Genomic DNA, 19,251 nt, shown 5'->3' with positions numbered 1-19,251 from the left:
CCCATGCGCTGGCAGCGCACACGCTTTCGGCCTTGCGGACCGGGTTAGAATCGCTCGAACTGCTCATCGTCGCTTTCCATTGCAATGGCCACGGCTTTGGGTTTGGCCGGGGCGGCCTTGCCCTTGGTTCGGGGCAAGGCCTTAGCCGGGGCGCGCGGGGCGGTTTTGCCCGGGGCGCGCGTCAAGGCCGGGCGCAGGCTGGCGTCGAGGCGGAAGTAGGCGATGCCGGCCTGGAGCTGTTCGGCCTGGGCTGAGAGTTCTTCGGAGGTGGAGGCCAGCTCTTCGGAAGCCGAGGCGTTTTGCTGGATGACCTGATCGAGCTGTTGCAGGGCCTTGTTGACCTGGGAAGATCCGGTGGACTGTTCCTGGCTGGCGGCGTTGATCTCCTGCACCAGATCGGCCGTGCGCTGGATATCGGGCACCAGCCGGCCGAGCAGTTCACCGGCCCGTTCGGCCACGGCGGTGGAGGAGCGCGACAGTTGGGTGATCTCCGAGGCCGCAGCCTGGCTGCGCTCGGCCAGCTTTCTGACCTCGGATGCCACCACCGCGAATCCCCGGCCGTGTTCCCCGGCCCGGGCCGCTTCGACTGCGGCGTTTAAGGCCAGCAGATCGGTCTGCCGGGCGATCTCTTCGATAATGGATATCTTGGCGGCGATGTCTTTCATGGCGGTCACGGCCTGGGCCACTGCCTGGCCGGATTCCCGGGCATCCCCGGCGGCTTTGACGGCAATGGATTCGGTCTGCCTGGCGTTGTCGGCGTTTTGGCTGATGCTGGAGCTCATCTCTTCCATGGCCGAGGAGGATTCCTCGACGGCAGCAGCCTGTTCCGTGGCTCCCTGGGACAGCGATTCCGCCGAGGCGCTCATTTCTTCGCTGCCGGACGCAACGTTTTCCGCGCCCGACTGCACCTCGCCGACAACGTCGCGCAACCGTTCGATCATTTCGGCCATGCTGAGCAACAACACGTCCTTGTCCGAGCGGGGGGTGACCGAGACGCTCAGATCGCCCTCGGCCAGACTGCCGGCCACGGCGGCGACCATGCGTTCCGCCGTAATCATGCGTTCCATGGCCCCGAGCAGCGCACCGATTTCGTCGCGGCTGTCGATGACGATGGCCACTTCGAGATCGCCGTGGGCCATGGCGTCGGCCACGCCGATGGCCCCCCGGATGCCGCGCAGGATGGCTTTGGTGATAAGGACGGCAAAGAGCAGGCCAAGGAGCACCGCAGCAGCTGAAACGCCAAGGCTTAACTGGTTGGCCAGCAGGGCGTCGGCAGCCATGCTGGTCCTTTGGGCCTCCACGGCGTCGTTGGCGACCTGGCCGGCCCGGTCAGCGGCGGCGGCCATGTCCTTGACCACCACGGCCTGGGCGTCGGCCGCCTGGACAAAGCCGTCAATCCGGTTCTTGTAGGTCTCGGCCTTGGAAATGATTTCAGCCGCCAGGTTCCGGTCTTCCGCAGTGGCGAACTGGGGAACGGCTTCACGGGTGGCGGCGACGAGCTTGTCAATGATGGCGCGGGCACTGTCCATGCGGGTCTTGTCACCCCGCCACAGGTAATAAAGAACTTCGATGCGGGCGCGCAGAAACTGCTGCACGACACTTTCGATCGTCAGGCGCAGTGCCATGCTGCGACTGACGGCCTCGCCGCCGGCCTCGGCACCTTTTTTTTGCAACTCTTGCAGGCGGCCGGTCAGTTCCTCAGTCGCTTTTTGCAAGGCGTTGGCAGCGTCAACGACAGTCTTGAAAGTGTCTTCCCGGGTTTTTTCGCTTTCCAGATAATGCGTCAACCCGGCTTCGTAGGCATTGGCTGCGGACACGAAGGCGTCCATGCGTTCGAGGTTGCGCGGATCGACCAGGGTGTGCTTGAGCGCCTGGGCTTTGTCCTTGGCCACACCAAGATGCTTGCGAAAAGCGTCGAGTTTCCCCGCGTCCTTGGTGTTGATAAAATAAAGCATGTCCATGCGGGCAATTTGCACGCCGTCGCTGATGGCGGTGACGGTTTCCATCTTGTCAGACCGGGAAATCAATTTCGCAAGACTTGAATAGCCAATCCCGGCTACAGCGATACTAAAGAGAATCAGCAGGCCAAAGCCTGTGCCCAGTTTGAAGGCGAGACCGCGATTATGAAACATGACGCACTCCCGAAGTCGAGTTGTGGTCCCAAGATGCCCCCGTACGAGCGAGCAGGCTCAAGGGAAACCTGGCGGTTGCCGCACTGCGGTAGCTGCGGCTAATTCTTGCAAAGAAAGGCTGATGTTAGCGAAAGAACTCTTCGTCGGATACCGTCTCGGCCGGCTGGGGCACCGGTTTCGCCTCTGCGTCGGTATCAGCAAGACGGGACAGGTCCTGGATTTCATCGCTGGAAAAGACTTTGTCCACATCAAGAACGAGCAGAAAGCGGTCGCCGTGCTTGCCGATGCCCCGGATGAAGTCGGCGCGCACGGCAGCGCCCATACGCGGCGGGGGATCGATGCGGTCGGTTTCCAGTTCCAGGACTTCCTTGACCGAGTCGGCCAGGGCACCCATGACCGAGAGGGTGTCATCTTTTTTTATTTCAACGATGACGATACGGGTGTTCAGCGTGCGCTCCACCCGACCCAGGCCGAATTTCATCCGCAAATCGACGACAGGAACGGCGTTCCCGCGCACATTGACCACGCCCCGCATGTATTCCGGGGTCTGCGGAATGCGCGTGATATCGGTGTAATCGAGTATTTCCCGAACCGAAAAGATGTCGATGGCGAAGAGTTCTTCTCCAAGGGTCAACGTCAGAAAGCGCTGGCTGCCGAATTGGGCGTCCTGGGCCATGTGGTGCTCCCTTTCTGTCATGCCCCGTTGGCGGGGTTCTTTACGAACTGTATGCATTACGAAGACTACGCGTAATGCCTGGGAATGACAACGTCTTTATTCTAAATTTTACGGCACTCGGCCCAGACGGGCAGATGCCGCGGACGTGCTGCGCCTTGGTCTGGTGCGTTTCTTTGTACTCCACTTTCAAACTTTTTCCCGCTAAGGTGCGCCAAACGAGTGAGAACCGAGCGAGGAATCCATGCCCCCCAAAAACGCCACTGCGGCCGCTGTCGGCAAAACCCTGGAAGACCGGCGTGAGCAGGCCCGCGATGCAGCGCTCAAAGAGCTTAAGGCACTGCGCAATGATTTAAACACCCTGGAAGCCGTCTTGTCCGGGCGGCGCAAAAAAGCTGATTTTTCCCCTTTTGATGTGGTCCATGGCGCTTTCGAGATCTTTCGCCATGCAGCGTCGGTCTTTGAGGCCGAGGATCTGCTTGCCGCCTGCGCCCGGGAGCTCGAAGCGGCCAAGGCGTTGGAATATCTGCAGCGCCATGGGGCCAACGAGTTGGTCAAACCGGCCGGCTGGCACTGGATCTCACCACGCGGGGAGATGCATTGCCTCGGCAAGGCCGACGAGACTGAAAAGGCCGCTGAAAAACTCGCGCTCCTGCTCCAATCCGGCAGACGCCCCAAGCGTCGGGACAAAACGGCCGAGGCAAACAGTGACGGCGGCGACGTTGGGGACGCCCCGGTCGGGCCGGCCGTATCCCCCCAGGCATGATGAACGCTCCTGGTTGTACGCTGTCAAGCCTTATCCGGCCCGTGGCGCTGGTGGCGGCCCTGGTCGTCGCCCTGGGGCTGGGGCCGGCCGGCTGTTCCGACGAACCGGCCGGTGATGACGCTGGTGGCGTGGCCGGCAAGACGCCGGTGGTGCGCCCGGAAGATGTCCACGGCCAGGGCAATGGCCGGGCGGCGGTGTTGTCCCCGGACTACCGGCAGGCGCTGACAGCCGGCCTGGAGCGCGATGGGGCCGGAGGGACTGCCGGTCCGGCTGCGGCCAAACCAGCGCTCCCGACGGTGGGCGACCCGGACGCCGGAAGGCTTTTTGCCGCCAAGCCCGGCCCGGCCGTGCCGCCTGCCGGCGCAACACCGGTGGTTGTGCCCGGCGCAGGCGGATCACCCCTGTCTGCAAAACCGCCGCTGGCCCCTGGCCCGGCATCCGGGCCGCCGCCTGACGCTCAGCCGGGGCCAACATCGGTGCCGCCGGCCGCGGCGGTGGCCGAAGGACCGGCCAAGACAGCGTCCGGGCCGATGGCTTCCGGGCCGGGAGCCGCCGGTTCGGCAAATTTTCCCGAGGCCCAGTGCCGGCAATTGGTTGTGGTTACAGCGGCCGACGTCCGGGCGACCCGGGGAACGCTGCGGCGTTTGGCCCGCACCGCGCCTGATGCGCCCTGGGCCGAGGTCGGGCAACCGGTGCCGTGCCAGCTTGGCCGCAACGGCCTGGGCGCGGGACGGGGGCTGGGGCAAGGCGTGGCCGGGCCGGCCAAACGCCAAGGCGACGGCCGCACCCCGGCGGGCCTTTTTACCCTGCCGGCGGCCTTTGGCTACGCCACTGCCGAATCGGCGGGGGCGGCCGGGGTGCGGCTGCCCTATACCGCCGTCACCGACCGCGTCTCCTGCGTCACCGACCCGGCCTCGCCGCTTTTCGGTCGCGTGGCGGGACCAGGCGAGCGCCCGGAAGGGGGGCTGCGCCAGGACCGCATGGTGCGCGACGACGGGGCCAATGTCTGGGGTGTGGTCATCGGGCACAACAGCGGGGCGGCCGATCCCGAGGCCGGCACCTGCCTGTTTGTCAACGTGCGCCCGGTGGCTGGCCCGCCCACCGGCGGCAGCATCGGCATCCCGACCGAATCGGCTGCCGCCCTGGCCGCCTGGCTTGATCCGACGGCCAAACCGCTGCTGGCGGTCTTGCCCGAGGGCGACTACCGCAGTCTGGCCCCTGTCTGGGGTCTGCCCTGAGGCCGTAATCCCGCGTCCGGCACTGTCTCCGGCCTGGGCTTTGGCACGTCTGCCGGCCGCCCGCGGCAGCAAGCGGCCGCGGGCGGCCTCAGGTCCGGGAGGGCGAAGGCAGGCTGTCCGGGAGGCTGCCGGAGGCAATGGGGATAAGGGGGAACGGGAGTCGCACAAGGGTGACCTGGTGATAGCCGAGTTGCGGCCCCATGAGTCCGTCAGAGACCGGCATCCGGGCCTGGACCGTTTCGGTGGGCTGGGGGGGGAACCCCTTGGCCTCGGCGATTCGGGTGTAGTTGGCCAGGGTCTTGGCCAATTCGGCCTCGGTTTCCCCGACGATGGGCAGGCCGTCCTCACTCGTGCCGATGACCGGGTGGCTGAAGAAATCCTCCCAGGCGGCGCTCCGGTTGCCGGCTGCGGCGGCCGGAGCCGGAGCCGCGCCTGTGGAGGCGGCCGCCGGGGCCAGGGCGGATTCAAACTGCGACCGGAAGTCGGCCGGCTTATCCCCGGTTTTCCCAGACTGGTTCGGGCCGGCGGCGCTGGAGCGCCCCAGGCGGCTGCCCGCGTTGCGATAGGCAGCGAGGCTGGCGGCGAAGGCATCGGCCGAGGTGTGCATGGCGGCTGCTCCTTGGATAAAGTCGTGCGGCAAAAAAATCCACCGCGTGTAACTTTGCAAGAAATATTCCGTCATGACGCACCGCCTTGGGGCGGCGGCCGGCTCAGGCCGGGGAATTGAGGACCAGGATGCGTTCGATGACGGCCGTGGTGGACAGCCCCGGCACCAGCGGCAGACTGACCACCCGCCCGCCCCGGGCCGTGACCACGTCGCCGCCGACAATGGCCGCCACCGGCCAATCGCCGCCCTTGGCCAGCACGTCGGGCAAAACGGCCGTAATCAGCGCAAGGGGCGTGTCCTCGGCAAAAGGACAGACGAAGTCCACGCAGGCAAGCCCGGCCAGCACATAGGCGCGCTGGGCCAGCGGCGTCACCGGCCGGCTCGGCCCTTTGAGCCGGGCCACCGACGCGTCGTCGTTTAAACCCAGCACCAGCAGATCGCCCAGCGCCCTGGCCCGGGTCAAGACGTCCACATGGCCGGCATGGAGCAGATCAAAGCAGCCGTTGGTAAAAACCACCGTGCGTCCCGGCCGCAACCGGGCGATGGTTGCGGCCAGGGCCGGGCGGGAGAGGATTTTGGCGTGTTCAAACGGCATGGCGTTTGCGGCGAAGGTGTTCCTCGCGGCCGAAAAAGACCAGCTCCAGCCAGTCGAGGCCGAAGAGCAGCGTCTCCTCCTCGTCGGCCATGATGCGCTCCTGGCGCGCGGCATCAAGCTCCACGAGATTGAAAATACCCATTTTGCCGATCAGTTCCCGGAATTCGTCGGGCAGGTACTGGGCCAGCCAGACCATCTGGATCTGCTTGGGGGAAAGTCCCACGCCTTTGTTGCGGGTCAGGGCCATGAGAAACATATACCGGTCGTTAAAGCGGTTATAGACGGCCAGATCCTGGTCGGTGAGCCAGCCGGCGGCGCTCCAGTCGGTTGCCTCCTCAAAGCCCCGGCAGTGGGGTTCCTGCACGATGAAAAACTGTTCGATGACGCCGCCGTCGTCGTCAAGCTTGGTGGCCCGGCCCAGGGGATAGGTGCGGCAGGCTCCGGGGCGGTTACCATAGACTTTGCAGCCTTGGGGCGACACAAAGGGACAGCGCTTTTGCCGTTCCTCGCGCATTTTCAGATGCAGCATGGGAAAGCCGGTGTCCGGGGCGACAAAGCGACTGGCGAAGTGGTTTATAAAATCGCTGGGCGAAACACCCAAGGCCCGGCGCAGGCGCAGGGCGTCATAGGGCGTGAGCATGAGCGTTAAATCCGAGCAGCAGGCGTTAAAGCACGGCACCTCGGGATGGCAGGCGAAGCGGAAGGTGTCGCCGGATTTGAGTTCCGGCAGGGACTTGAGAAACGCTTCGGTGGCGTCGGCCTGATTTTCGTTCAGTGCGTCATTTAAATCTTTCATGGCGGCAATGCTCCTTGCCAGGAGCCTTTACCGCCCGTCGCCGCCCCTTGCAACCGTGCAAACGACCGGCGCGCCTTGACATGGGCAGTAAAAACAGGAACCCTGCCGTATCGGTCAGGCTGCCCCGGGGCGGCATGGCCGGTCGTTTGATGAACCGTCGGCGCAGCCGTCGCATGACCCGCGCCCACGCCTAACATGCGCGCACCGCCACAGGTCCGGCAAAGACTGCGCGCCGGGGACAGGATGGAGCCGGTTTTTTCCTTGCGCATAGCAAACCGCCTGTTGGAACTCGACCGTGTGGCCGATGCGGTGGAGGCCTTTGGCGAGGCCCATGGTCTGGCCGCCAAACTGCGCTATCAACTCCGCCTCGTCTTGGACGAACTGCTCACCAATACCATCAGTTACGGGTATCCGGAAGATGGGGAGCATGTGATCACTGTTTCCATGTCCCAGGACGGAAGCCGCCTGCGTTTTTTGCTTGTGGACGATGCGTTGCCCTTCGATCCGCTGACGGCCAAGACTCCCGACCTCGGGGCCGAGGCAGACGCCCGGCCCATCGGCGGCCTTGGTATCCATCTGGTGCGCGCTATTATGGACCGTGTGGCCTACGAACGCGTGGGCGGGACCAACCGCCTGCTGCTGGAAAAAGACATCTGACACTGACAAAGGGGGCGATATGCAACTCGTGGAGAAGGAGAGCGGCGAGGTCACTGTGCTTGAGCTGGGTGGAAGGCTCGACAGCAATACCTCCAAAGTACTGGAAGACAAGGTGATGGAGATTTTGGGCCAGGGCAAGAAAAAGGTGCTCATGGATTTTAAGGACGTGGATTACATCAATTCCACGGGCCTTCGCGTGTTGTTGCTGGCCTTGCAGCAGCTTAAAAAAATCCAGGGTCGGCTGGTGCTGTCCTCCATCAAGGATTACATGAAAGAGGTTTTTGAAATATCCGGCTATACGGAAATTTTCCCGATTTTCACCACCCAGGAAGAGGCACTGGCCAATTTCTCCTGACGACCCGGCCTTATGAAGCGGTGGAGGATCTCGTTATGCGCTTAGAGTCCGTTGGAGCGGGCCGGCTGGTCGTGGCTGTCGTTTTGGGCCTTTCGTTGCTGGCCATGGCCCGAGCAGCCCAGGCGGCGCAAGGACCGGATTCCCTGGCCGGGATCCGGCTCGGCCAGACCGTGGAGTCCCAGGCCGGCAAGCTTGTGCCGACCGATGCTGATCGGGCTTATCACCGCCCGTATCTCGGCGTCATGCCCGTGGCAGCATTCAAGGGCTTTCGCAGCGGCTATGTGGACTATGGCCTGTGCGCCGCCCAGGGCCGGGTGGTGCGCATCAAAATGAACTACGCCGACGATTCGTTGGCGTTTTTCAACCGCATTCTGGAGGCCCTTAAAAAGCGGTATGGCGAACCCAAGGAATGGCGCGGCAATGCCTTTGGCACCCTGCGTACCTGGAAGTGGAGCCTCAAATCCAAGGACGGCCTGTCGGTGAGCCTGATCCTTATGCATTACGCCGGGGAAGACGGGGCCTTTACCGATGGCAATTCCATTCGCATCGCCGCAACCGACCTCGTGCGCGAGGAGGAGGCCTGCCATGCCGCCAAAGGTGACGGAAAAAAGAGCGCTGCCACGTCCGAGAATGGCGCGGATATCGATGCACTGGGATTTGACTGGTTCTTGCCTCAGTAATTTCGGCCGTACGGGAGCCTTGTGACCACCACATTGCTGGAAACGCGCTATCTGGCCCTGCGGGCCGAGTTGTCGGGACACCTGGGCCGCTTGTGCGAATTGCTGGCCGGCTGCGGCCGGCCGGAGGCGGCGGCCACGGCCCAAACCCTGCTGGCCCATGTGGCCGAACCTTTTTTGTTTGTGGTGGTGGGGGAGGTCAAGGCCGGCAAGAGCAGCCTCATCAATGCCCTGCTGGGCGAGCGCGTCACCGAGGTGGCCCCGGACCCCTGCACCGACCGCATCCGCATCATTGGCCGGGAACCGGTCCCGGACGATACCGAAGGCACTTCACTGGTCACCCGGGTCAGCATCGCCAACCCGCTGCTGGACGGGCTGGCCATTGTTGATACCCCGGGCGTGGACAGCATCATCGACCGCCATCAGGAAATCACCGAGGACTTCATTCCCCGGGCCGATCTGGTGCTTTTCACTTTTTCCGCACTCAATCCCTATTCCCGCTCGGCCTGGGAGTTTTTTGATCTGGTGGCCGAGGCCTGGGGCCGCAATGTGGCCTTTGCCCTGACCATGGCCGATCTGGCCAGCCCCGAGCAGATTACGGTCAACACGACCCGGTTGCGGGAGTTGGCCCGGGCGCGCGGCCTGGATGATCCCACCATCTTTTTGGTCTCTGCCGTGACCGCCCGGGACGATGCCGCAGCCGGCGGCATCGAGGCCCTGCGTGGCCACATCCGGGCCATGACGGCCGAAGGCGGGCACTATGCCGGCAAGCTCGAGGCCACCCGGCGTTCGGCCCTGCATCTTGTGGTCGAGCTTGGGGCCTCTTTGGCCACCAAGCAGAGCGAGCTGGCGGCCGATGACGCCGAGGCCGGTCGCATCCGTAACCGTTTGCAGGCGGCCCGGCAGGCGGCCGGACGCGAAGCCGAGGTGCTGCGGACCCGGGTGGAGGCGGCCTATGCCCGCCTTTCCAGTGAATTCGAGGCGGCCTTTGCCGCCGAACTGACCCTGGGCGGCATGCTGGGGCGTTCGCTGACCGGCTTGTGGCGTCGCGGCAAGGGCAAAGGCGGCCCCACGGCGCGTCTGGCCGAACTGGGCGAGGCCTTTGCGCGCGATCTGGAGCGCGAGGTGGAATCCATTGCCGCCCAGGGCGCGGCCCATATTTTCGAGAGCGTGTCCGGCTACGCCCGCATGCTGCTGGATGAACTCAAGCTGCGGCGATTGAGCACGGCCTCGGCTGCGGGGGACGCTTTGTCCGGCCAGCGCCAGCGGGTCCTGGACGAGGTGGCCAAGCGTGTGGAATCGCTGCTGGCCGAAGGCGGCCCCCTGGCCGGTATCGACCACAAGACCGTGTCTGCCATGGACCCCCGGGCGGCCATGGGCGGCGCGCTGGTGGTACTCGGGACAATCTTTGCCGTGTCGGTGAAAAGTGCGGTCATCGACGTCACCGGCGGCATCATCGCAGCGCTCGGTGCCGTGCTGGCCGGCAGCGCCCTGTACTGGCAGCGTCCCCGGGTGCTGGGGGAGATGCGCCGGCGCCTGGCCGGCGGCGGCGAAACCCTGCGCCTGGAACTCGACGAGCGCTTATCGGCCCGGCTGGATCGGATTTTTCGGGAGCTGGCCGAGCGGTTTGAGCCTTTTTTTGCCGATATCGAGGCGCGCAGCCAGACCTTGGCCGCGTGCCGCGCCCGCCAGGGCGAACTGGAAGCGACCCTGCGCGACTTTTCCCCACACTGATTTGGCCGTCTTCACGGTCCAGGGGCCAGCCCCAGGGCTGCGGCCGCGTCGCGGCCGTCCACGCTGACGGCTGCGTCCAGGCGGAAATACTTGTCGCGCCGGATGCGGGTCAGGGTCACCGCCGTGCCCGGAGGAAGGAGGGCGGCCATGGCCCGATGGGCTGCCTGGGCCGCCTGGCGGAGAAGCGGGTCGGGATCGCGCAGCTCCGGCGCATCCACGCCGAGCAGACGCACTCGAATCGATTTGCCTATAATGTCCGGATATTCCGGAATATCCACCACCAGCGTATCCCCGTCGCACACCCGCACCACCACGCCCTGGGCCTGCCCATACTCCGAGCCGGCGGCAACAGCCGGCCCGAACCAAAGCCAGACCAGCAACACGAGGGCGGGAGGGGCAGATGCGGTGCGCATGGCCCAGTCTAAACGAAGAAGCTATAAAATAGAATAGCTAATTTAGACTTGTCGATAATAATGGGGTGAAAAGGAACGCGCAACAGAGCTGCTGCGGCACTTGGACCCTGTCGGCCGACAAAGTTGTTTGGGGCGCGGGGCCGGGCTCAGAGCAGGCCGAGCAGGGCGAGCTTGTTGAGGAGTTCCGACCGGCTGGCCGGCTTGATCAGATAGGCGGCCACCTGACCGTCGAACAGGGCGTTTAGGGTATTGGTTTCGTCGTCCATGGATGTGACCATGACCGCTCTGGCCCGGGACTGGGGCGGCAGGCAGGCGGTTTCCTCGGTCTCGCGGATCTGGGCCAGGGTTTCGTGCCCGTCCATGTGGGGCATGATGATGTCTAAAAAGACCACGTCAAACGGCGCGCCTTCAACAATGGCCTGGGCCACGGCCGCCAGGGCCTCGGTCCCGCTGCCGCACAACGTGCATTCGGCCAGCCCGCTGAGATGGGCCGCCAGGACGTGGCGGCTGGCCGGATCGTCATCCACTACCAAAACCCGCATGAAGCCCCCACATTTTTCGTTTACCCATCCTAGCCCAAGGCGGCCCGATGCTCAAGAAAAACCCGGCCGTCCGGTTCCCTGGCAGTGCCTGTGGCACTTGTCCGTGCCTGCTTGCAAAACGGCCAGGGCGGCGTAGCGTCGGCCCAGCCGATCGTGGCTCAACGGACGGCCCGCCCGGCGGGCGAGGTTGTGTTTGCATGGGTAAAGAGCGTTGGACAACAAGCAGCAGCCTGCAACAGGCCACGAGCGCAACACGCGCAATACTGGAGGTCTTTTATGGATTTTATCGAAGTTGACGCCACACGGTGCAAAGGCGACGGCCTGTGCGTGCTTGTGTGCCCCAGCGGCTGTCTGGAAGCGGACGACCGGGGCGGTCCGGTTGCGGTCGATCCGGCCGTGTGCAATGCCTGCGGCCACTGCGTGGCCGTGTGCCCCCATGACGCCCTGACCCACAGCCGCGTTGCGGCCGCCGAGGTGCGCGAAAACCTGCCCACCTGGCCGGATGCGGCGGTGGTGGACGCCATGTTGCGCGGCCGCCGTTCCATCCGGGCCTACAAGGACAAGCCGGTTGCCCGGGCGGTGCTGGCCGAACTGATCGATGTGGCCCGGTATGCGCCCACAGCCTCCAATGTCCAGGAAGTGGGCTGGATCGTCACCGATGACCCGGCCAAGGTCCGGGAGCTGGCGGCGTTGACTGCCGCCTTTTTCGCGGCCAACGGTGCCCGGCCCAAATATACGGCCATGTGGGACCGGGGGCTGGATTATTTTCTGCGCGGCGCGCCGGCCCTGGCCGTGTCCTACGTTCCGGCCGACGCCCCGTTTGGAGCGGCCGATTGCGGCATTGCCCTGACCTTTATGGAATTGGCTGCCGTGGCCCGGGGCCTTGGCACCTGCTGGGCCGGGCTGCTCACCCACGCGGCCAAGCACTCGGCCCCGCTGCGCGAGGCGCTTGGCCTGCCCCAGGGAATGGTCGTCGAGGGCGGGCTGATGCTGGGCTATCCCAAGGTGCGCTACCCCGGCGTGCCGCCGCGCAATCCGGCCCGGTTGGCTTGGTTGTAAAACTGCCGCGTGGTGCGCCTGGCAAACCCGCTTCTGGCTTTGCCGGCGCAGCACAAGGTCTTTTCAGCCTCTGGGTGCATCATCAAAGAGCGACAGTGCCCACGCGGCCTAGACCGGCAGGGCCTTGAGCACCACCAGGGTGATGTCGTCGTCTCGGGGGGAATTCGCCTGGAAAGCGGCCACGTCGGCATGGACAGCGGCCACAATGGCCTCGGCCGGCAAGGTGGCATGCGCGCGCACCACCTCCCGGAAACGATCCTTGCCATACATTTCATCGGCAGGGTTGCGGGCTTCCCAGATGCCGTCAGTGCCAAGGAGCAGCACCTGACCCGGCGTTAGGCCCGGGCAGGACTGTTCTTCATAGACGTAGTCCGGCAGCACACCCAGGGGCAGGCCCGGACCGAGCAATTCCTCGAAGCGGTCGGTGGCCGGATCGTAAATCATGGCCGGGTCGTGACCGGCCCGGGACCAGAGGAGACGGCCGTTATCCGCCAATCCGCCGCGTTCCAGGCGCAAGAAGTACAGGGTGATGAAACGCCCGGAATCGGCCGTGTCCTGCCACAGCAAGGCATTGGCCAGAGTGAGCAGGGCGGCCGGACCGCAGCCCACGCCCTGGCCGCCACGCAACAGCGCCCGGCCCGTGGCCATGAAAAGGGCGGCGGCAATGCCGTGCCCTGTGGCGTCGCCGACGATAATGTCGCAGCCGTCGTCCGGGGCCGGGGCAAAGGACAGGTAGTCAAAATAGTCGCCGCCGGTTTCGTCGCAAAAAATCGTGGCTCCGGCCAGATCGATGCCGGGCAGATGGGGTGGGGCCTTGGGCAGGAGGTTTTGCTGCACCTCCTTGGCGAGCAGCATGTCTTGCTTGAGCCGCAGCCGCTCGGCCAGTTTGGGGGCCATGGCGTTAAACGTCTCGCCCAGCCTGCCCAGTTCGTCGCGACTGGTGACCGGGGCCCGGGCGTCGAGATCGCCCTCGGCCAGCCGGGCGGCGGCCAGGGACAGCCCGGTCAGCGGCCGGGTCACGGCCCGGGAACCGAAATAGGCCAGGATGGCCGAGGCGGCCACCGCCAGCAAGGCAAAGGACACCACCACCGCCATCATGCTGCGCGTGCGCGCCAGGATGGCCGATTCGGCGGAATCGGCCTGATGCAGCACCGCCTGCCGGGGGACCAGCACGAGCAAGCCGGCCGGGACTTCGGAAAACGGACGCAGCACGGCGAAATAGTCCTCACCGCCCAAGGTCAGGGCCACCTGGACATTGTGGCGGGCCTCAACGGCCGCCGTCAGTCTGGCCAGGCCGGCCGGGTCGTCGGCCGGCAGCGGCACAGGGGCGAGCGGCGTTTTCCAGCCAAGGTCGGGATCTAAAAAGTCGCGACTGCCGATCACTTCCAGCCGGTCGTTCGCAAGCCGGACAAAGGAGGCCCGCACCCCGTCGCCCCAGCGCCGCGACAGGTCGCTCTCCGGCAGCAGGGCTTCCAGGGGGGCGTCGATGGCGGCAACGCCCAGCAGCGCCCCGTCGTGGCCAAGGATGGGAGCCGAAACCGTGGCCGTCAGCCGGCCCGAGGTGGCGTCGATGAGGATGCTCCAGACGGTGCTGCCTTTGGCGACGGCAGCCTGATACCAGGGCCGTTCCCGGGCGTCGTAGCCGGCCGGCATGGGGCCGTGGGGCGGGATCGTGGCGATGATGCCGTTTGACAGGGCCAGATAGGCCCACAGCATCGTGTCGCCCAGTTTGTGTTGCAGGGTGCCCAGGGTCGGTGCCAGCCGGGTGAACCTCGCCCCGGCCAGGGCGACAGCCTCACGGGACATCCCCGGCGGGCCGTCCAGGGACGGCAGGTCAAAATCCGCTGGCACAGCGGCGGCCGGATCGGTTGGTTCATGCTCCAGGACGTTGCTGGCTTCCCGGCAAAAAAAGGCCAGAGCCAGATCGAGCATCTTGCGGTTATCGGCCACATCCTCACCAATGAGATCCACCATAAGGGCCAGTTCGGATTCTGCGGCATGCTTGAAGGATTCAGCGGCTTTGGTTGCGAGTTCGTCGCCAAGGAGCCGGGCTTCGCGCAGGGCGTAGAAGCTGACAGCCACCAGCGGCGGCAGGACCAGGGCGAGCAGGATGATGAGCAGCTTGGTTCGGATGCGCATAGATTCCTCGGCCGCAGCCGGCAAGGGTGGATAAGGCCGGGACGAGGCCGATTGCAAAATGTTGTAGTCGGACCGGCCGGAGTTGGCAAGGATCAGCCTTTTGCCTTGACAGACCTGCCCGGCGCGAGTAACGACTCCCCTTCGCCTTGCTCTTCCCGGAGGACACACGTCCCGGACGGAAGGGCCATGGACCAAAAGGAGGAACCATGCGGAAGTACGAAGCCTTGCTGTTGCTCTCTCCGGAGCTGGCAACCGACAATCGCCAGGAGATCCTCGAGAACCTCAAAGGGGTGCTCGAGCGCCAGGACGCCTTGATGCTGGCCGTCGACGAATGGGGTATGAAGGAACTGGCCTATCCGGTGCAGAAAAAGACCCGGGGCCATTACACCCGTTTCGAATTTGCCGCTCCGGCCACGGCCATCGCGGAATTTGAACGTATCGTGCGGATCACCGACGGCATCATGAAGTTTATCACCGTCAAAATCGCCGACAAATACGTGCCTGTTGTTGAGGGGGCCTAAGCCATGGCATTTAAGAAAAAGTTCACCCCGAAGAAAAAGTTCTGCCGCTTCTGCGCCAACAAGAACCTTCCCGTTGATTACAAGCGTCCGGATATCCTGAAGGATTTCATCACGGACCGCGGCAAGATCATTGCCCGCCGCATCACCGGCACCTGTGCCAAGTGCCAGCGCCGCTTGACCCTTGAGATCAAGCGCGCCCGCCAGATGGCGATGTTGTACTATACGGCCACGCACAGCGCCGAGCATCTGAAGAAAATGTAAGGTAGGGAAGACATGGAACTCATTTTGCGCGCGGACGTGGAAAACCTCGGCCGCCTCGGCGACAAGGTCTCCGTCAAACCCGGGTACGGCCGCAATTATCTGATTCCCCAGGGGCTGGCCATGCTGGCCTGTGAGTCCAACCTGCGCCGTTTTGAAAACGAACGCAAAAAACTGCAAGCCAAACGCGATGCCCAGGTGTCCGACGCCCAGTCCGTGGCCGACAAGCTGGCCGCCACGTCCGTCGTCATCGAAGTGCGCGTGGGCGAAGGCGACAAGCTCTACGGCTCCGTCACCACCGCCATCATCGCCGACAAGTTGGCGGAACAGGGCTTCGACATTGATCGCAAGAAAATCGTTTTGGCCGACCCCATCCGGTCCCTTGGCCACTACGACCTTGAAGTGAAGCTGCTGCCTGAACTGCGTGGCACGGTCCGGGTGTCGGTCGTGCGTCAGGGTGGCGCTGAAGATGACGTGGTGGCGACCGCTGCCGGTGCCGCCCCTACAACACAGGTCGAAGAAAATGGACAGTCCGAGGAAGAAACCGCGTAACTCCAAGTCTTCCGGCCTCTCCGGAAGCGGTGAACCGCTGACCGGGCAGGCCCTGGAGCGGGTCTCCTCCGACGTCCTTCGTAAAGTTCCCCCCCAGAATCTTGAAGCCGAGCAATCGGTTCTGGGGGGGATTTTACTCAAAAATTCCATCCTGTTCAATCTCATCGACTTGGTCGATGAAGACGATTTTTATTCTCCGGCCCACCGCTTTATCTTTCAGGCCATCCTGGATCTTTCGCGCAAAAATGCCCCCATCGACTTGGTCTCCCTGGCCGAAGCCCTGCGCGCCTCCGGGCGTCTCGACGAAGTCGGCGGCCCGGCCTATCTGGGCGATCTGGCCGCGTCGACGGTGTCCTCGGCCAACGCCTTGCATCATGCCGAAATTGTTCGTGAAAAATCCGTCCAGCGCAAGCTCATCAGCACAGCCGTCGATATCATCACCCGCTGCTACGACGGCGGCCAGGATACCGAGCAATTATTGGACGAGTCCGAACAAGCCATTTTTGCCATCGCCGACTCCCGCTCGACCAAGGGGTTCAAATCTTCCAAGGATCTGATTACCAAGGTCTTTGAGCAGATCGAACAGCGCATGGAGAACCAGGAGCTGGTTACCGGCGTGCCCTCGGGCTACTACCAGTTCGACGAATACACCGCCGGCCTGCAACCTTCCGATCTTATTATCATGGCCGGGCGGCCCTCCATGGGCAAGACCGCTTTTGCCATGAACGTGGCCATGCGCGCGGCGGCCATGAGTGCCATACCCACGGCGATTTTCTCCCTGGAAATGTCCATGGAGCAGATCATGCAGCGTATGCTGTGCTGCTGGGGCAAGGTCGATCTGGCCAAGCTGCGCCGGGGGCGGCTCGATGACGAGGACTGGTCGCGCCTCTATGACGCGGCCAACCATTTGTCCGCCTCGCCCATTTTTATTGACGATACGCCGGCCATCACCACCATGGATCTGCGCGCCCGCTGCCGGCGCCTCAAAGCGGAGCATGGCCTGGGGCTTATCGTGGTGGACTATTTGCAGCTCATGCGGGCCTCGCGGCGCATCGATTCGCGCGAACAGGAAATATCGGAAATTTCGCGCAGCTTAAAATCCCTGGCCAAGGAACTGCATGTGCCGGTGGTGGCCTTGTCGCAGCTCAACCGCAAGGTCGAAGAGCGTGCCGACAAACGGCCCATGATGTCCGATCTTCGCGAATCCGGGGCCATCGAGCAGGACGCCGACGTCATCATCTTCCTCTATCGCGGCGCTGCCTATAAGAAAAAAGAGGAACTCACCCCCGAAGACAACGTGGCCGAGATCATTATCGGCAAGCAGCGTAACGGTCCGACAGGGATGGTCAAGCTCCTTTTCCTGAAAGAATCGACGGCCTTTGAGAATCTTTCCGACATTCCGGCCCCGTCCGAATTCGGCATGGGCTAGGCGGCCCCTCCCAGACTGCCAGGCGGGGGCGGAGCAGGGCATCGGCCCGTCCGAATTTGGCCTGGCCTGGTTGGTCGCGCCAGCCGTTTGAGGCGAACAGCCGTGCGCTCCCGGGAAATCCCAGGGCGGCGGCATTTTGAGTTTCCTCGTAGGCAACCCTTGAAGCCAAGGGCTTGCAGGGGTATAGCCTGCCACGGGCTTTTTTGTGCCGGAGTGTTGCCCGGGGAAAGAACGCAGGGGCGCTGCCCCGCCTGGGCATGCTGCCCACACGCTTCGTCTCATCCCCGCCAAGGAGTAATCGTGTACTACGATGCAGCGGAAACGCTTTCGCGAGTGGAAATAGAACGACTGCAACTGGAGCGGCTGCGCGCTTCCCTGAAGCAGGCTGCCAAATCGCCGTTTTACGCCAAACATTTTGCCGCTTGTGATTTTGATCCCGCTTCGGTGGCAACACTGGCCGACGTGCGCCGCATTCCTTTTACCACCAAGCAGCATCTGCGCGACAGCTATCCCGATGCCATGCTGGCCATGCCGCTTTCTGAAATGGTGCGCATGCATGCCTCGTCCGGCACCACCGGTACGCCCACGGTCATCTATCATACCCAAAACGACCTGGACTGGTGGGCCTCGCTCATGGCCCGCTGCATGTACATGGCCGGCCTGCGCCGCACCGACGTGTTCCAGAACATGTCCGGCTACGGCCTTTTTACCGGGGGCCTGGGCATCCACTACGGCGCAGAACGGCTGGGCTGCCTGACCATCCCGGCCGGGGCCGGCAACAGCCATCGCCAGATCAAGCTGCTCACCGATTTCAAGGTCACCGGCATCCACATCATCCCGTCCTATGCGCTCTATCTGTCTGCCGTATTTGCCGAACTGGGCATTGACCCCAAGTCGCTGTCCCTGCGCATCGCTTTGGTTGGGGCCGAACCCTACACCGAGGAGACGCGCCGGCGGCTTGAGGAAATTTACGGCATAAAAGCCTATAATTCCTATGGCCTGTCCGAGATGAACGGTCCGGGCGTGGCCTTTGAGTGCCAGGAGCAGCATGGCATGCACGTCTGGGAGGACGCCTATCTGGCCGAGATCGTCGATCCGGCCACCGGCGAACCCGTGCCCGACGGCGAACTGGGCGAACTGGTCATGACCACGCTTGGCCGCGAGGGCATGCCGGTTGTGCGCTACCGCACCCGGGACATGACCCGCTTTCTGACCGAACCGTGCCCGTGCGGCCGCGTCCATCGCCGTATCGACCGGCTGCATGGCCGCTGCGATGACATGCTCATTGTCAAGGGCGTCAACATTTTTCCCATGCAGATTGAGCGCGTGCTCATGGCCATGCCGGAAGTGGGGCAGGACTATCTGATAGTCCTTGAGCGCGACGGCTATATCGATAACATCCGGGTCAAGGTGGAGATTCGCGACGAATATTTCGTTGAGGACATGCGCCAGCTCGGGGCCTTGCAAAAGCGCATCGCCGCGCGACTTCGCGACGAATTGTTGGTAACGCCCAAGGTGGAACTGGTCGAGCGCAACAGCCTGCCCAAGACCGAAGGCAAAGCGACGCGCGTGCTGGATATGCGGGGGAACGGAGCGTGAGTCTGGTTCTGCTGACGTTTTTTCTGCTGCTCCTGCTCGCCTGCCTCACTTTGCACGTGTTTAGCTTGCCGGGCAACTGGCTGCTGCTGGGCTTGGTCGTCCTGTGGGATGTGCTTCATCCGTCGCTGCATCTGGACTTTGGTTTTTATGCGTTGCTCGTGTGCGTGGCCCTGGCTGGCGAGGCGGTGGAGCTTTTCGCCCAACTGTTTGGGGCCAAGCGCTACGGGGCGACGGGGAAGGGCAATCTGGGCGGATTTCTCGGGGCGTTTGGCGGGGCGCTGTGTGGCGCGCCGTTTTTTCTCGGCCTGGGAGCGCTTTTCGGGGCCGTTGCCGGGGCGTTTTTCGGCTGTTATATGTTTGAACGGCTCCACGGCCGCGATGATGCCGCAGCCCGGCACGCCGCCTGGGGAGCCATGTATGGCAAGGTGTTCGGGCTGACGGCCAAGGTGGCCTGCGGCGTCGTCATGTGGACGGCCAGCGCCCGGGAACTGTGGCCTGCCTAAAAAAGG

21 protein-coding genes are annotated in these 19,251 nt (G+C 63.9%); 13 read left to right on the top strand and 8 right to left on the bottom strand.

Annotated elements, in window-relative coordinates:
• Positions 1 to 44: 44 nt before the first annotated feature.
• Positions 45 to 2,132 (bottom strand): HAMP domain-containing methyl-accepting chemotaxis protein, encoded by a 2,088-nt coding sequence (locus GTA51_RS12885; RefSeq protein ID WP_160961675.1) that lies wholly within the window; start codon positions 2,130 to 2,132, stop codon positions 45 to 47.
• Positions 2,133 to 2,256: 124 nt separating this feature from the next.
• On the bottom strand, positions 2,257 to 2,808 hold the full coding sequence (locus GTA51_RS12880) for a chemotaxis protein CheW (RefSeq protein ID WP_160961673.1): 552 nt from the start codon (positions 2,806 to 2,808) through the stop codon (positions 2,257 to 2,259).
• 241 nt (positions 2,809 to 3,049) lie between these two features.
• On the opposite strand from GTA51_RS12880, the gene GTA51_RS12875 reads away from it, so the two are divergent.
• The gene (locus tag GTA51_RS12875; protein ID WP_160961672.1) at positions 3,050 to 3,571 is read left to right on the top strand and encodes a hypothetical protein; all 522 of its coding nucleotides are present in this window, start codon (positions 3,050 to 3,052) and stop codon (positions 3,569 to 3,571) included.
• On the top strand, positions 3,571 to 4,809 hold the full coding sequence (locus tag GTA51_RS12870; RefSeq protein ID WP_246198125.1) for a hypothetical protein: 1,239 nt from the start codon (positions 3,571 to 3,573) through the stop codon (positions 4,807 to 4,809). The genes GTA51_RS12875 and GTA51_RS12870 overlap by 1 nt, the downstream gene beginning before the upstream one ends.
• An 88-nt stretch (positions 4,810 to 4,897) precedes the next feature.
• Here the strand turns inward: GTA51_RS12870 and GTA51_RS12865 are convergent, their stop codons facing one another.
• The 3 genes from GTA51_RS12865 to GTA51_RS12855 are packed head-to-tail and all read right to left on the bottom strand — an operon-like array spanning position 4,898 to position 6,807.
• On the bottom strand, positions 4,898 to 5,491 hold the full coding sequence (locus tag GTA51_RS12865; protein ID WP_160961669.1) for a hypothetical protein: 594 nt from the start codon (positions 5,489 to 5,491) through the stop codon (positions 4,898 to 4,900).
• A 28-nt stretch (positions 5,492 to 5,519) separates the two neighbouring features.
• Positions 5,520 to 6,011 (bottom strand): D-glycero-beta-D-manno-heptose 1-phosphate adenylyltransferase, encoded by a 492-nt coding sequence (rfaE2, locus tag GTA51_RS12860; RefSeq protein ID WP_160961667.1) that lies wholly within the window; start codon positions 6,009 to 6,011, stop codon positions 5,520 to 5,522.
• Positions 6,001 to 6,807 carry a YkgJ family cysteine cluster protein gene (locus GTA51_RS12855; protein WP_160961665.1) on the bottom strand — a complete coding sequence of 269 codons (807 nt, stop codon included), beginning with the start codon at positions 6,805 to 6,807 and terminating at the stop codon, positions 6,001 to 6,003. The genes rfaE2 and GTA51_RS12855 overlap by 11 nt, the downstream gene beginning before the upstream one ends.
• A gap of 261 nt (positions 6,808 to 7,068) precedes the next feature.
• Between GTA51_RS12855 and GTA51_RS12850 the strand changes: the two genes are divergently transcribed.
• The 4 genes from GTA51_RS12850 to GTA51_RS12835 are packed head-to-tail and all read left to right on the top strand — an operon-like array spanning position 7,069 to position 10,230.
• Entirely contained in the window at positions 7,069 to 7,464 is a 396-nt protein-coding gene (locus GTA51_RS12850) for an ATP-binding protein (protein WP_246198124.1), read from the top strand.
• A gap of 19 nt (positions 7,465 to 7,483) precedes the next feature.
• Complete coding sequence (locus tag GTA51_RS12845) at positions 7,484 to 7,819, top strand: STAS domain-containing protein (protein ID WP_043634190.1); 336 nt, start codon at positions 7,484 to 7,486, stop codon at positions 7,817 to 7,819.
• Between the two features lie 35 nt (positions 7,820 to 7,854).
• Complete coding sequence (locus tag GTA51_RS12840; RefSeq protein WP_160961662.1) at positions 7,855 to 8,499, top strand: hypothetical protein; 645 nt, start codon at positions 7,855 to 7,857, stop codon at positions 8,497 to 8,499.
• Between the two features lie 21 nt (positions 8,500 to 8,520).
• Positions 8,521 to 10,230: a dynamin family protein gene (locus tag GTA51_RS12835; protein ID WP_160961660.1), complete on the top strand. Its 1,710-nt coding sequence runs from the start codon at positions 8,521 to 8,523 to the stop codon at positions 10,228 to 10,230.
• An 11-nt stretch (positions 10,231 to 10,241) separates the two neighbouring features.
• Here GTA51_RS12835 and GTA51_RS12830 read toward each other — a convergent pair whose 3' ends face one another.
• Complete coding sequence (locus GTA51_RS12830; RefSeq protein WP_160961659.1) at positions 10,242 to 10,643, bottom strand: thermonuclease family protein; 402 nt, start codon at positions 10,641 to 10,643, stop codon at positions 10,242 to 10,244.
• Between the two features lie 146 nt (positions 10,644 to 10,789).
• Entirely contained in the window at positions 10,790 to 11,185 is a 396-nt protein-coding gene (locus GTA51_RS12825; RefSeq protein ID WP_160961657.1) for a response regulator, read from the bottom strand.
• Between the two features lie 276 nt (positions 11,186 to 11,461).
• Between GTA51_RS12825 and GTA51_RS12820 the strand changes: the two genes are divergently transcribed.
• The gene (locus GTA51_RS12820) at positions 11,462 to 12,244 is read left to right on the top strand and encodes a nitroreductase family protein (RefSeq protein ID WP_160961656.1); all 783 of its coding nucleotides are present in this window, start codon (positions 11,462 to 11,464) and stop codon (positions 12,242 to 12,244) included.
• 108 nt (positions 12,245 to 12,352) lie between these two features.
• Here the strand turns inward: GTA51_RS12820 and GTA51_RS12815 are convergent, their stop codons facing one another.
• Positions 12,353 to 14,383 carry a SpoIIE family protein phosphatase gene (locus GTA51_RS12815; RefSeq protein ID WP_160961654.1) on the bottom strand — a complete coding sequence of 677 codons (2,031 nt, stop codon included), beginning with the start codon at positions 14,381 to 14,383 and terminating at the stop codon, positions 12,353 to 12,355.
• Between the two features lie 206 nt (positions 14,384 to 14,589).
• On the opposite strand from GTA51_RS12815, the gene rpsF reads away from it, so the two are divergent.
• From rpsF to GTA51_RS12785, 6 genes are all read left to right on the top strand, one after another.
• On the top strand, positions 14,590 to 14,904 hold the full coding sequence (rpsF, locus tag GTA51_RS12810; RefSeq protein ID WP_160961652.1) for a 30S ribosomal protein S6: 315 nt from the start codon (positions 14,590 to 14,592) through the stop codon (positions 14,902 to 14,904).
• Positions 14,905 to 14,907: 3 nt separating this feature from the next.
• Entirely contained in the window at positions 14,908 to 15,165 is a 258-nt protein-coding gene (gene rpsR / locus GTA51_RS12805) for a 30S ribosomal protein S18 (protein ID WP_024826324.1), read from the top strand.
• A 12-nt stretch (positions 15,166 to 15,177) separates the two neighbouring features.
• Positions 15,178 to 15,714 (top strand): 50S ribosomal protein L9, encoded by a 537-nt coding sequence (gene rplI, locus GTA51_RS12800; RefSeq protein ID WP_160961651.1) that lies wholly within the window; start codon positions 15,178 to 15,180, stop codon positions 15,712 to 15,714.
• Complete coding sequence (dnaB, locus tag GTA51_RS12795; protein ID WP_160961649.1) at positions 15,686 to 17,143, top strand: replicative DNA helicase; 1,458 nt, start codon at positions 15,686 to 15,688, stop codon at positions 17,141 to 17,143. Before rplI ends, dnaB begins: the two co-directional genes overlap by 29 nt.
• 300 nt (positions 17,144 to 17,443) lie before the next feature.
• Positions 17,444 to 18,742, top strand: a complete 1,299-nt coding sequence (locus tag GTA51_RS12790; RefSeq protein WP_439333327.1) for a phenylacetate--CoA ligase family protein — start codon at positions 17,444 to 17,446, stop codon at positions 18,740 to 18,742.
• Positions 18,739 to 19,245: a DUF456 family protein gene (locus GTA51_RS12785; protein ID WP_160961648.1), complete on the top strand. Its 507-nt coding sequence runs from the start codon at positions 18,739 to 18,741 to the stop codon at positions 19,243 to 19,245. Before GTA51_RS12790 ends, GTA51_RS12785 begins: the two co-directional genes overlap by 4 nt.
• Positions 19,246 to 19,251 lie beyond the last annotated feature (6 nt).

Origin of the sequence: Solidesulfovibrio aerotolerans (genome assembly GCF_009856865.1) — a bacterium.
GTDB lineage: Bacteria > Desulfobacterota > Desulfovibrionia > Desulfovibrionales > Desulfovibrionaceae > Solidesulfovibrio > Solidesulfovibrio aerotolerans.
This window is presented reverse-complemented; position numbering and strand designations above follow the sequence as displayed.